We start from the raw sequence: 13,614 nt of genomic DNA on the forward strand, positions 1-13,614 counted from the left end.
CGCGGCCCAAACGCTGCACCGATGCTCCGCAGGGAGCGCTTACAGGATCAGGAGTCCGTTCGACATGCTGCACTCGCCTCGTCTCACCCAGTTGGCCCTGTCCATCGCCCTGGCGGTCGGCGCGCCCCTGGCCACTGCCGCGGAGCCGGCCAAGGCGGCAGCTGTGCCGGCCACCGAGGTCACTGCCAAGGCGCCACTGCCACTGGAAGAGCTGCGCACCTTCGCCGAAGTCATGGACCGCATCAAGGCGGCCTATGTCGAGCCGGTAGACGACAAGACCCTGCTGGAGAATGCCATCAAGGGCATGCTCAGCAACCTCGACCCACACTCGGCCTACCTGGGCCCCGAGGACTTCCAGGAACTGCAGGAAAGCACCAGCGGCGAGTTCGGTGGGCTGGGTATCGAAGTGGGCCAGGAAGACGGCTTCATCAAGGTGGTCTCGCCGATCGATGACACCCCGGCCTCGCGTGCAGGCGTCCAGGCCGGCGACCTGATCGTCAAGATCAACGGCGCCCCGACCCGCGGCCAGACCATGACCGAAGCGGTGGACAAGATGCGCGGCAAGGTCGGCGACAAAATCACCCTGACCCTGGTCCGCGACGGCGGTAACCCCTTCGACGTGACCCTGGCCCGCGCGGTGATCCAGGTCAAGAGCGTGAAGAGCCAGCTGCTGGAAAACGACTACGGCTATATCCGCATCACCCAGTTCCAGGTCAAGACCGGCGACGAGGTGGGCAAAGCCCTGGCCAAGCTGCGCAAGGACAACGGCAAGAAACTGCGCGGGGTGGTGCTCGACCTGCGCAACAACCCGGGTGGCGTGCTGCAATCGGCCGTGGAAGTGGCCGACCACTTCCTCACCAAGGGCCTGATCGTCTACACCAAGGGCCGCATCGCCAATTCCGAGCTGCGCTTCTCGGCCGACCCGGCCGACGCCAGCGAAGGGGTGCCACTGGTGGTGCTGATCAACGGCGGCAGCGCATCGGCTTCGGAAATTGTGGCGGGCGCACTGCAAGACCAGAAGCGCGCCGTGCTGATGGGCACCGACAGTTTCGGCAAAGGCTCGGTACAAACCGTGCTGCCATTGGCCAATGACCGCGCCCTGAAGCTGACCACCGCACTGTACTTCACCCCCAATGGCCGTTCGATCCAGGCCCAGGGTATCGTCCCCGACATCGAAGTACGTCAGGCCAAGCTCACTGCCGAGGTCGACACCGACAACTTCAAGGAAGCCGACCTGCAGGGCCACCTGGGCAACGGTAACGGCGGCGCCGACCGCCCGACCGGCAGCAGCAAGCGCAAGGAGCGCCCACAGGACGACGACTTCCAACTGAGCCAGGCACTGAGCCTGCTCAAAGGCCTCAACATCACCTCGGGCAAATGATCCAGCCCGTGCGGTACCTGCTGTGCCTGGTGTTCTGCCTGTTGGCCGGGGTCGCGCAAGCGGCGCCGGCCGGCAAAGCCTACATGAGCATCATCATCGACGACCTTGGCCAGAGCCCCGAGCGGGACAGCCGCACCTTGGCCCTACCCGGCCCGGTGACCATGGCCATCATGCCCGACACCCCGCATGCAACCGACTTCGCCCGCCAAGCGCACAGGGCTGGCAAAACGGTGATCCTGCACATGCCCATGGACCCGGCCACCGGGCCCTATGCCTGGCACCCCGGCATCGCCGGCGAAGAGCTGGCCCGGCGCCTGGACAGCGCGCTGCTCAAGGTGCCTTACGCGGCCGGCATCAACAACCACATGGGCAGCCGCATGACGGCCCAGCGCGAACCCATGGCCTGGCTGATGGGCGAATTGCAGCGCCGCCACCTGTTCTTCGTCGACAGCCGTACCAGTGCCGCCACCGTCGCGGCTGCAGAAGCACAGGCGCAAGGCCTGGCGCATGTCTCGCGGGATGTGTTTCTCGATGACGTGCGCACCACCGAAGCCATTGCCGGGCAGTTGCAACAAGGCGTGGCCCTGGCGCACAAGCAAGGCTCGGCAGTGCTGATCGGCCACCCTTACCCGCAAACGCTGGAGGTGCTGGCCCGCGAACTGCCCCGCCTGAAAAGCCAGGGCATCACGCTGCTGGGTCTGCCACAGATGATTGCCGAGCGGAGCAACCAGGCCATGCCGGCGCATGGCCGGCACGGCCGCTACAGCAACCGATGAACCTGGGTTCGGCCAGAAGCAAGCCGCCCCGAACCTACTGTGCTGTTGGACGATCGAAAGGAATGATCCCCGTGGCTTGCTGTAGTGTCAGCTTGCCGCGGTAAAGCTGCTGCCCTGTATCCCTGGCAACCTGGCTGCTCAGGTAACGCTGGGCCCACACCTTCAGGTGCCCCGAAGTAAAATCCCGGGCGTAGGCAGCCTGCGACCGCAAATGGAAATGCACAGCCCAGAGTTTACGGTTGTTTGACAAGAGCTGGACCAGGTACTCATCGAAAGCGCTACCGTCCGCCATGACATGCCGCTTGAGGTATACGACCTTGATCGCCTTCAAATCGTGAAGAAAGCGCAGGGCTTCGGCAGTGGGGCGGCGGGTGCGGGTGTACAGGGTGGTAAGTTGCACCTCCTTCTCTGTACGCAGCGCATCCACTTCCTGTTCCAAGGTCCTGATCAGCGCATCGTCGCCACCGGCATCGCGCACTACGCTCACTGCCTCGGTCAGTTTGTTCAGTTGAAGATCGTATATCCTGGCCACCAGCGACCCGCTGATATCGATCTCGACATAGGCCTTGGCTGAGGCTCGATGGTCATTGCTCTTATTCAGTAGAGACTGCACCCAACTAGCGAGATCGGCTAGGGGGGCTTCGTCGGACAACGATGGCTGCTGGACCTCGCGCCACTCGCCATCTACTTGTTCAAAGGTGGCCAATACCTTATCGCTTATCTTCTCACGCACCTCGAGCAAGGGTTGCCCTTCGATAACGTTGCCGATCATCAGTTGGCCCTGGCCGTTACGCACCAACCGCTGCGGCACGCGGGACGCCGGATAAGGCCTACGCCCGGTCGGTAGAAGGGGGTGATCCTGCTCATCATACGCTATGCCCAGACGTACGTTCACATCGAGCTTGAGCTTGCTGATGTGCTCCCGATAGCGCTTGATCATGGCCGGTTCGATCAACGCCCCACCCTCTCGGCAAACGCGATCGCTGTTGACCAGTGCAGCACTGTATTCGTCCCAGGCTTCGTGGAGGATGACGATCCTGTCCTGCGCCGGCAGGTTGGAGAAGGCCAACTCGCCGTGGGCTTCGGCCGCGTTGCGCAGGCTTGAGCTGGCCAGGGCAGCTTTGTAGCCTGCAAGTACGTCTGGCCGGTCGCTTTCCAGGTGCAGCGCCAGCTCGGCCAGATTCACCACCTGGTGTAAACGCAGTTGAACTGTACTGACGCGGCGCTTGGCAATTATGTCTGCGACGGTGCGTTTGGCGTTGCCCCCCCAATCCTGTACCTCGAAATCTTCCGGCGTTTCGGTCAACAATTGATCCAGCTGCTCACTCCCGACCAACATGCGATCCTGCACGTCGATCACGACTTGCTGTTTGACGCGCAACTTCTCATACAAATCCGCGAATTCACGGACTGGCCGCCCATCCAGCGCGTTTTGCATCTCCACAAGTTCGGGGTAATTCGCAAGGCTCCAGAGCTCGGTGAAAATAATCTCGGCATCGTTGATAGCGCTGTTGCGAACAACTTTATCGTGCTCGGCAAGCACCCCGTCCCAGCCCCCCTTTTCCCGCTCACGGGCAAATTTGTCTTCTCGCATGGTCGCGTGCAGCGCCAGTATTTCAATATCGGCGCCGACCGCAGCTTCCAGCTCCTTCAGCATCAGGTTGATCTGTGTGAAGTGGTCCTGCTCGAACGTAATCTTGCGCTCATCGTAAAGCGCGAGCGTTGTGCGCAACTGCGACTTCCCCGCCTCGTCTTCGGCGGGCAACGCGGCCAGCCTTTCGGATGCGTTGGCCCGAAGTTCCCTGAGTTTCAGCAGTTTTTCGCGCAATTCCTGCGCAGCTCTGGCAAAAGGCCCGGCTTGCTCTCTGGCCTCCCGGGCGCGGTTGTCAAGGCGACTTATCTTTTGGTGCAAGTCGCGAAACCGAGCACCCAGCCTCTCTTGAGTAAATTTTGGCCCCATGCCACCCCGCAGACCAAGCGCCGTGTCCACACGCCACGCGCAGTCGACGAAACGCAGCCAGGGCCCCGCGGCTCCGCCACCATCGACCACCCGTACACCCTCTGGCAACCGCTCCACGCGGTAGGTATCACTGGCCAGGGCTACATAATGATCGCCGTCGATCAGGTACAAGCCCGTCGCCGTACCTTGGTTCAAGGGCTGCACGCCCGCAAGCGAGACCGGTGCACGCATGGCCCTGAGTGCTTCGCGCTGTTCGCGCGGCAACCAATTGAAGCCACTCTGACCTCGCCATGAAAAATCGAGCCAGCGGCTCGGCAGCGCGTGGCCAGGCGCAGGCGTTTCCTCGATAGGCGCGATTGCAATTTCGGCAAATGCGCCGCGCTGCGCCTCAGGCCCCTCGACCTCCGCCGCACCGGGCAATGCATAGGCGGGAAAGGCTTTGGCGGGTTGCCTGGCATGCAGCAACACCATGCCCAGGTTCAATATCAGGTCAACCGTTGCCGCCGACCGATCAAACTCATTGCCACGCTCCAAGGCCTCCATGTCTTGCTGCAACGCGTTGAGCAATTGCACCAACCAGGCCACCGAGGCCACAGGCCCCCGAAGCGCCAAGGTCACGACATCGAACAACAGCCATGCCCCCTCGCACAAGGTCTGCCAGCGGCTCTCGGCGTTGGACACAGACTGTTCATCAGCGAGCGTCAGCAGCAGGTCCCGATTGGCTGTATAAAGTTTCTCGTCAATGTTGCTACGCCAGAATTCGATCGCCAGCCTGGCAGGTTCCGGACGCTCAGGCAGCGCATAGGGGTCGATGCCGATGACGCTGATGTGCGGTTCGCGGAAACCACCATGGTCGTAGACAGGCCTGACGCTGGGCTGCATCCAGTCGAGAATACTCTCCTGCAAAATCTCCGATTCACGCACGTGTTCGAGCAAAGCCGAGAGGCTGGCATATTCACGCAGCGTGTCTTTGGCGAACAAGGGCCGGTACAGCAACACCAGCGAGGGTTCAGCGCAGAACAGGATGTACATGCAGCGTACCGGGTCCGTGACCCTGGACGCTGCGCTACGCCTGAACGCCAGCGGAAACAGGATCATGCGCGGCGCCTCGGGGTCGACGTGCCCCGCACAATAGTCGACCACGCATTGCAGGCCTGGCTCTTTGATCTTGCCGTCCATCTTGGCAGTGAGTGCAGCGGCCAGCAGTGCTGCACGCCATTCCCGCCCCAGGCGCGTGACCCGGTCCGCGCGCTTGGCCGGATCGTCCAGTTGCGCCGCGACATAGGCAGGATAATGGCTACCGATATCCACTTTGGTCACGAGGGCTCTGGCGGCGTCGGCATCGAGCCATGCCGGTGCCTCACCCCCGCCACGCAGGTAAATACGCTCGATTGCCGCCCCCTTGAGCGACGCGAGGTTGCCAATGGCAAATTCGGTGAGCGTCTTGCTCCCGGCGAAGGCCAATGGCTCGCCGCCGCCGGTGCCTGTGCCCGCCCCACCAGGGATCCCACGGGCCAGGTAAAGGTCGAATACAAGATCGTCCGGCGAGTTGTCTGCCCCGTGATCCTCGCGGATCTGCGTGGTCAGCCGTTGACGGGCGTAATCGGTCAGCGACTGAACGCCATCCAGTGCTGAGACCCCACCCGAGTCGAGCTGGTAAAGCGCGAGCTGCAGCAAGGCAGCGCTGCAGGCAAAACTGTCCTGCGCACTGGCCATCAACCCAGGGGGAGGTTGCACTGCCGGGGTTTCATCCGGGTACCCCACGAACCACGAAGAAGGGTCGCCAAGCTGGTCAAAACGCTGCTCAAGGGCCGGAACATCCTGGATATCGGCATAACGCGCAAGCTCGACCCTGGCGAGCACCGTATCGAGCAGCAGCGAGACCTGCTGGGCAAACACATTGCCAGTGGCGGGATAGCGTTGCCAACTCATCCGTTCGAAGGCGTAGCGTTGCGCCAGTTCGTCACGCAAGGCCAGGCCAAACGCGTGCAACGACTTGAAACTGCGTACTATCCCCGAAGGTGCGCACCACAGGATGACCTCACGCTCATCCCACTCGGCGGCAATCAGCATCTGGCATTGCAGTTGATCGTATTGCATGGAGGCACTGGTCAGCCGGGTCTGCACGAAGTACACCGCGGGCTGCTCATCACCGCCGTGCAGCAGGCCGCGGATACAGGCCTGCTCCTGCGGGTCCAGTCCCTGCCAGGGCAAGCTGCGCAGTAGCGCGAGCTTGAGCAGCAACTGCAACCATTCGTCGCGACTCACCCCGGCGCTGCCCTTGCCTCGCCAGAACTCGAGCTGGGCCTCGCAGAAGTGTCGTGGCAAGTCCTCAACCAGCTGGCTCAGGGCAGCTGACAAGTCAGGCAACTGCCGGGTGTCGAACTCGCTCGACGAGCCGGCAAAACGATGGCTGCCGGTGAGCCCGAGGTTGTAATGGCGCCCATCCGCCAGTGGCGCCAGGCTCAACGCCTGGGGGTCGAGCAAGGCTTCCAGAACCCGGTCCACAAAAGGTGTGGTGGTCCAATACGCAGTAGCGGGGTCTGGGCTGTCCAGCATCAGTGGGTCAGCATTTGTCAGGGCTGGCGTGGTGTTGGCCAACCATGGCAGGTGCGGCAGCAGCACGCGCAGTAGCTGCGCACTGGCGACCTGGCGCAGGGTCGGCCGGCCGTCGAACTGCCCGGCCACGGCCTGGCGGAAATCGAAGGGGGGTATCTTGTAACTCGTCATGCTGGGTGCCTCCGCTGAAAAAACGCAGGCTGCGGTATTCAGGTGCGATACCCGCGCTACATATTGCTCAAAAAAAAGGCCTTGCACGGTGGGCAAGGCCTTTTCTTCATTGCAGCAGCGTCAGCTGTACACTCGCCCCAGCAACTGGCGATGGCTTTCGAACTGGTCCAGCACGTCACGCACGATCTGCTCGGGCGCAAAGCCCATCAGGTCGTACTCCTGGCTGCCGTCGTGCAGGTACACCTCGGCACGGTAGAAGCGTTGACGGACTTCCGGCTCGCCTTCCACCGGCGCCTCGCTGGGTGCCGCCAGGTAGCCGTCCAGGCTCACTTCGTAGACGAACGGGTTACCTTCTTCCATCATCACCCGCAGGCCCATCATGTCGCGCGCCTGGCCGACACGGGACTCCACGTCGAAGCCCAGGGTCTGCAACTGCGCAGCAGCCTCTTTCAGGGCCGGGCTGACCTGCTTGTCCATGAAGCGCTGCACCACGGCCTGGGTCGGCTGCAGCTCCAGCTGGGTCAGCCGCTCACTGAACCCACGTCGGCCACGGGCAGCCAGTTCGGCGCGCTCCTGCTCTACCGCCACGTCCTGTTTCATGGCCTTGTACAGGCCGAACATGAACAGCACCAGCACCACCGAGAATGGCAAGCCCGCCAGCACGACCATGGTTTGCATGGCCTCGAAATTACCGGCGAACAGCAAACCGATGGTCACCAGGGTGATCACCACCGACCAGAACACCACCATCCAGTGCGGGGCATCCTCGTCGACCTTGCCGCCTTTGCAGGACAGGTTGGCCATCATCACCGCACCGGAATCGGCCGGGGTCAGGAACAGCACGAAGCCAACGAACACCGCCACCCCGATCACGAGCTTGGCTGCCGGGAAGTATTCCAGCAGTTGGTAGATCGACATCGAGGGTTGTTCCAGCGCAGTCTTGCCCAGCTCGACCGCGCCCTGGTTGATCACCAGGTCCAGCGCCGTGTTACCGAAAATCGACAACCAGGCCAAGGTGAAGCCCAGCGGGATCAGCAGCACACCCATGACCAGCTGGCGCACGGTGCGGCCTTTGGAAATACGGGCGATGAACATGCCTACGAACGGGCCCCAGGAGATCCACCAGGCCCAGTAGAACACGGTCCACAGGCCCAACCAGCGTTCGGACTAGCCAGCCTCGCCCTCATACACGTACAGGTCGAAGGTTTTCAGCACGATACCGTTGAGGTAATCGCCTACGTTCTGCACGAAGCCGTTCAGCAGGTGCAGGGTTTCGCCGCCCAGCAGGACGAAGATCAGCAAGCCGCTGAACAGCATGATGTTCAGGTTGGACAGGCGGCGAATGCCGTTTTCCACACCCGAAACCGCCGCCACGGTAGCCACGCCAGCCATCACCAGGATCACCACCAGCAGGTTGGTCTTGCTGTGGTCCATGCCGAACAGGTACTCCAGCCCGGACGACACCTGCATGGCACCGATGCCCAGGTTGGTGACCAGGCCCAACAGGGTGACGAACATGCCGAAGATGTCCACGGCATTGCCGGCGGCACCCTTGACCCAACGTTCGCCGACCAGGGGGTACAACGCCGAGCGCAGCGCCAGCGGCTGGTTATGCCGGTAGGCAAAGTAGCCCACGGCCAGGCCGACCAGCGCATAGATCGCCCAGCCATGCAGGCCCCAGTGCAGGAAGGTCAGCTGCAGGCCCTGGCGCGCAGCTTCGAGGCTTGCCGGGGTGCCCTCCGGTGGGTTGAAGTAGTGGTCCAGGGGCTCGGAGGCGCCAAAATACAGCAGCGAAATACCGATGCCCGAGGAGAACAGCATGCCGGCCCAGGCGCCATAGCTGAAGTCGGGCTGGTCGTCCTTGCCGCCGAGCTTGAGGCTGCCGTAATCGGAGAAGGCCAGGTAGACGACGAACAGCAGGTAACCGCAGATCACCAGCATGTAGTACCAGCCAAAGGTGCGCGTCAGCCACTTCTGGGCCACGCCCAGCACCTGGCCGGCAGTTTCGGGTACAGCGATCAGCAAGGCAGTCAGAACAAGGATCATCAGCGCCGAGGTGAAGAACACCACGCGGTTGACCCGTACCCTCTCGGCGGGGGGCTTGGTAAGTGAGGCAGAACTCATTGCACGAATGCTCCGGGCAGTGCGGCTGTGGAGGCTAATCATTCTTTCCCGAGCAATTGGTGGAATATCCCCACTGCATCAGGTGTTATAAAAGCACCCTGGAAACCGTGATCCCGAATCGATACGTTGCAAAAAACAGACAGGTGGTCTGCTGCAAATGCCACGCTTTACCCGCTGGGTGCGCGCATTTGTCACAGATCACCCCGCCCGCTCCAAGGGCCCGCCGCAGGGCCGGGGCCACGTGGCAGAATCTGCATTTCGCATCGCTGATGCCCGTCAACGCCTTGTATTACGGGGGTTACGCGATTTCCTGGGGTGTCAATTCGTGCCTGCTCGACGACCTGAAAGACTGTCAATGGCACAAATTGTCGCAGAGCTTATTCTTTATTGATTGAACGTTCAATCAAAACAAAATAGACTGGTCTTCGCCGAGTCAGCCGCCTGTCGCCTGCTCGCAGGCCTGAGGAGATAGCAAGATGCCCAAGGTCGGTATGCAACCCATCCGCCGCCAGCAGTTGATCGAAGCCACGTTGCAGGCTGTCGACCAGGTCGGCCTGGGGGACGCCAGCATTGCGCTGATTGCCCGTTTGGCCGGGGTGTCGAACGGCATCATCAGTCACTACTTTCGGGACAAGAACGGCCTGATAGCAGCGACGATGGGTTACATCATGAATATGCTCAACGAAGGCGTTCGAGCACGTCGCCAGGCCCTGACGGACGACAGCCCGCGCGCTCACCTGAAAGTGATCATCGAGGGCAACTTCGATGCCAGCCAGGTGAACGGCCCGGCGATGAAAACCTGGTTGGCCTTTTGGGCTTCCAGCATGCACCAGCCCGATTTGCACAGGTTGCAACGGATCAACGACCACCGTTTGTACTCTAACCTGTGTTGCCAGTTTCGCCGTGCCTTGCCGCTTTACCATGCGCGCAAGGCCGCCCGTGGCCTGGCAGCCCTGATCGACGGTCTGTGGCTGCGCGGTGCCTTGTCGGGTGATGCATTCGACACTGGCCAGGCAGTACGGATTGCTTACGAATACATGGATCTACAACTGGCTAAGCAGCACACCCTGGGCACCAACGACCCGGCTGCTGAACAAGCGCGCACGGCCCTTGCCCACCCGGCAGGAGCGTGACGCAAAGCCAAACCACACACTGCACTTGCGAGGACACTATGGCCCGTTTCGGAACGCAAAAACTCTACATCGATGGCGCTTACGTCGACGCTGGCAGCGATGCCACTTTCGAAGCCATCAACCCGGCTACCGGCGAAGTCCTTGCCCACGTGCAGCGTGCGACCGAGGCTGACGTCGAGAAAGCCGTCGAAAGCGCCGAGCGTGGCCAGAAAGTCTGGGCTGCGATGACCGCCATGCAGCGCTCGCGCATCCTGCGCCGCGCCGTCGACATCCTGCGTGAGCGCAACGACGAGCTGGCCATGCTGGAAACCCTGGACACCGGCAAGTCGTACTCGGAAACCCGCTATGTCGACATCGTCACCGGCGCCGATGTGCTGGAGTACTACGCAGGCCTGGTGCCGGCCATCGAGGGCGAGCAGATCCCGCTGCGTGAGTCGTCCTTCGTCTACACCCGCCGCGAGCCGCTGGGCGTGACCGTAGGTATCGGTGCCTGGAACTACCCGATCCAGATCGCCCTGTGGAAATCCGCCCCGGCCCTGGCCGCTGGCAACGCGATGATCTTCAAGCCATCGGAAGTCACGTCGCTGACCACCCTCAAACTGGCCGAGATCTACACCGAAGCCGGCCTGCCCAATGGCGTGTTCAACGTGCTGACCGGCAGCGGCCGTGAAGTCGGTACCTGGCTGACCGAGCACCCCCGCATCGAAAAGGTCTCCTTCACCGGCGGCACCACCACCGGCAAGAAGGTCATGGCCAGCGCCTCGAGCTCGTCGCTCAAGGAAGTCACCATGGAACTGGGCGGCAAGTCGCCGCTGATCATCTGCGCCGATGCCGACCTGGACAAGGCCGCCGACATCGCCATGATGGCCAACTTCTACAGCTCGGGCCAGGTATGCACCAACGGTACCCGCGTGTTCATCCCGGCTGAAATGAAAGCTGCCTTCGAAGCCAAGATCGCCGAGCGCGTTGCGCGCATCCGCGTCGGCAACCCGGAAGACGAAAACACCAACTTCGGCCCGCTGGTCAGCTTCCAGCACATGGAAAGCGTGCTGGGCTACATCGCCAAGGGCAAAGAGGAAGGTGCCCGCCTGCTGTGCGGCGGCGAGCGTCTGACCACCGGTGAGTTCGCCAAAGGCGCCTTCGTGGCCCCGACCGTGTTCACCGACTGCAGCGACGACATGACCATCGTCAAGGAAGAGATCTTCGGCCCGGTGATGAGCATCCTCACCTATGAAACCGAGGAAGAAGTGATCCGCCGCGCCAACGACACCGACTACGGCCTGGCCGCCGGTGTCTGCACCAACGACATCACCCGCGCCCACCGCATCATCCACAAGCTCGAAGCCGGTATCTGCTGGATCAACGCCTGGGGTGAATCGCCGGCCGAGATGCCGGTCGGTGGCTACAAGCAGTCGGGCGTAGGCCGTGAAAACGGCGTCAGCTCGCTGGCCCAATACACCCGTATCAAGTCGGTTCAGGTCGAACTGGGCGGCTACAACTCGGTCTTCTGACCGACAGTTGCAAGCCGCAAGCTTCAAGCTGCAAGAAAGAGCCGGTCGGCGTCAGACCGCCGGCCCTTGCAGATACCATCCATTCGCAAGCGTCGCCCAGCTGCTTTTTCTTGCAGCTTGTAGCTAGAAGCTTGCCGCTGCATTTCGGAGAAATGCCATGGAATACGATTACATCATCGTCGGTGCCGGCTCCGCCGGTAACACACTGGCCACCCGCCTGACCGAAGATGCCGGCGTCACCGTACTGCTGCTGGAAGCCGGCGGCCCCGACTACCGCTTCGACTTCCGCACCCAGATGCCAGCAGCCCTGGCCTTCCCGCTGCAAGGCCGCCGCTACAACTGGGCCTACGAGACCGACCCGGAGCCGTTCATGGACGGCCGCCGCATGGAGTGTGGCCGCGGCAAGGGCCTGGGTGGTTCGTCGCTGATCAACGGCATGTGCTACATCCGCGGCAACGCCATGGACTTCGACGGTTGGGCAGAACTGCCAGGCCTGGAAGACTGGACCTACCTCGACTGCCTGCCGTACTTCCGCAAGGCCGAAACCCGCGACATCGGCCCCAACGACTACCACGGCGGTGACGGCCCGCTCAGCGTCGCCACGCCCAAAGCAGGCAACAACCCGCTGTTCAACGCAATGGTCGAAGCCGGTGTACAGGCCGGTTACCCGCGTACCGAAGACCTCAACGGCTACCAGCAGGAAGGCTTTGGCCCGATGGACCGTTCGGTGACCAAGAACGGCCGCCGCTCCAGCACCGCCCGTGGCTACCTGGACCAGGCCAAGAAACGCCCGAACCTGACCATCGTGACCCACGCCCTCAGCGACCGTGTGCTGTTCGAAGGCAAGCGCGCGGTTGGCGTCACCTACCTGGTGGGCGACAGCGAAGAACGCGTAGAAGCCCGTGCCCGCAAGGAAGTGATCGTCAGCTCCGGCGCCATCGCTTCGCCGCAGCTGCTGCAGCGCTCCGGTGTTGGCCCGCGTGCCCTGCTGGAAAGCCTCGACATTCCGGTGGTGCACGACCTGCCGGGCGTGGGTGAAAACCTGCAGGACCACCTGGAGCTTTACCTGCAGTACGCCTGCACCCAGCCGGTGTCGCTGTACCCGTCGCTGCTGTGGTGGAACCAGCCGGCCATTGGTGCCGAGTGGCTGTTCAACGGCACCGGCATCGGCGCCAGCAACCAGTTCGAGGCTGGCGGTTTCATTCGCAGCCGCCCTGAATTCAAGTGGCCGAACATCCAGTACCACTTCCTGCCGGTGGCGATCAATTACAACGGTTCCAATGGCGTGAAGGAGCATGGCTTCCAGGCGCACATGGGTTCGATGCGCTCCCCGTCCCGCGGCCGCATCCAGACCAAGTCGAAAGACCCGCGCCAGCACCCGAGCATCCTGTTCAACTACATGTCCTCCGAGCAGGACTGGCAGGAATTCCGTGACGGCATCCGCCTGACCCGCGAAATCATGGCCCAGCCGGCACTGGACCCGTACCGCGGCCGCGAAATCAGCCCCGGCGCGCATGTGCAAACCGATGAAGAGCTGGACAAGTTCATCCGCGAGCACGCCGAAACCGCCTTCCACCCGTCCTGCTCGTGCAAGATGGGCACCGACGACATGGCGGTGGTCGATGGCGAAGGCCGTGTGCACGGCATGCAGGGCCTGCGCGTAGTGGATGCCTCGATCATGCCGTTGATCATCACCGGCAACCTCAACGCCACCACGATCATGATTGCCGAGAAAATCTCGGACAAGATCCGTGGTCGCAAGCCGTTGCCACGCAGCACCGCCAAGTACTACGTGGCTGGTGATGCCCCGGTCAAAGGCAAGCCGATGCGTGAAGTGAAGCAGGCGTAAGCCTGCACCGGCAGCATGACAAAAGGCACCCACCGCGGTGCCTTTTGCACATCTGCAGAAACGCTTTACATGCTGCCAATTCATCAGGTTAGAATCGATTGGCACGCGACTTGCCAGTCATTCCCCTTTCCAGCGTTATCCCGGAGTACC

Annotated in this window: 6 protein-coding genes and 1 pseudogene; 5 read left to right on the forward strand and 2 right to left on the reverse strand. The window is 62.3% G+C overall.

Going from position 1 to position 13,614, the window contains the following annotated elements; translation table 11 throughout:
• The first annotated feature begins 64 nt into the window (after positions 1-64).
• Together QME24_RS07365 and QME24_RS07370 are read left to right on the forward strand one after the other, a co-directional pair.
• Positions 65-1,381: a S41 family peptidase gene (locus QME24_RS07365; protein ID WP_009684994.1), complete on the forward strand. Its 1,317-nt coding sequence runs from the start codon at positions 65-67 to the stop codon at positions 1,379-1,381.
• 8 nt (positions 1,382-1,389) lie between these two features.
• A complete protein-coding gene (locus tag QME24_RS07370; RefSeq protein ID WP_054905878.1) occupies positions 1,390-2,157 on the forward strand; it encodes a divergent polysaccharide deacetylase family protein in 768 nt (255 codons plus the stop codon).
• Between the two features lie 34 nt (positions 2,158-2,191).
• On the opposite strand, the gene QME24_RS07375 is transcribed toward QME24_RS07370, so the two are convergent.
• Positions 2,192-6,847, reverse strand: a complete 4,656-nt coding sequence (locus tag QME24_RS07375) for a DUF6543 domain-containing protein (RefSeq protein WP_280091497.1) — start codon at positions 6,845-6,847, stop codon at positions 2,192-2,194.
• 120 nt (positions 6,848-6,967) lie between these two features.
• Positions 6,968-8,914, reverse strand: a pseudogene (locus tag QME24_RS07380) (BCCT family transporter).
• Positions 8,915-9,447: 533 nt separating this feature from the next.
• Between QME24_RS07380 and betI the strand changes: the two are divergent.
• From betI to betA, 3 genes are all read left to right on the forward strand, one after another.
• Complete coding sequence (betI, locus tag QME24_RS07385) at positions 9,448-10,104, forward strand: transcriptional regulator BetI (RefSeq protein ID WP_009684989.1); 657 nt, start codon at positions 9,448-9,450, stop codon at positions 10,102-10,104.
• A gap of 38 nt (positions 10,105-10,142) precedes the next feature.
• On the forward strand, positions 10,143-11,615 hold the full coding sequence (gene betB / locus QME24_RS07390; protein WP_009684988.1) for a betaine-aldehyde dehydrogenase: 1,473 nt from the start codon (positions 10,143-10,145) through the stop codon (positions 11,613-11,615).
• Between the two features lie 157 nt (positions 11,616-11,772).
• Complete coding sequence (gene betA / locus QME24_RS07395; RefSeq protein ID WP_280091496.1) at positions 11,773-13,464, forward strand: choline dehydrogenase; 1,692 nt, start codon at positions 11,773-11,775, stop codon at positions 13,462-13,464.
• The last annotated feature ends 150 nt before the right edge of the window (positions 13,465-13,614 follow it).

This window comes from Pseudomonas sp. PARCl1, from assembly GCF_947311875.1.
GTDB classification, from domain to species: domain Bacteria; phylum Pseudomonadota; class Gammaproteobacteria; order Pseudomonadales; family Pseudomonadaceae; genus Aquipseudomonas; species Aquipseudomonas juntendi.

Excerpts from the sequence above, each read along its gene's own strand:
- betB (WP_009684988.1), top strand. The coding sequence starts at position 10,143 with ATGGCCCGTTTCGGAACGCAAAAACTCTACATCGATGGCGCTTACGTC.
- QME24_RS07365 (WP_009684994.1), top strand. The coding sequence starts at position 65 with ATGCTGCACTCGCCTCGTCTCACCCAGTTGGCCCTGTCCATCGCCCTG.
- betI (WP_009684989.1), top strand. The coding sequence starts at position 9,448 with ATGCCCAAGGTCGGTATGCAACCCATCCGCCGCCAGCAGTTGATCGAA.
- QME24_RS07375 (WP_280091497.1), bottom strand. The coding sequence starts at position 6,847 with ATGACGAGTTACAAGATACCCCCCTTCGATTTCCGCCAGGCCGTGGCC.
- betA (WP_280091496.1), top strand. The coding sequence starts at position 11,773 with ATGGAATACGATTACATCATCGTCGGTGCCGGCTCCGCCGGTAACACA.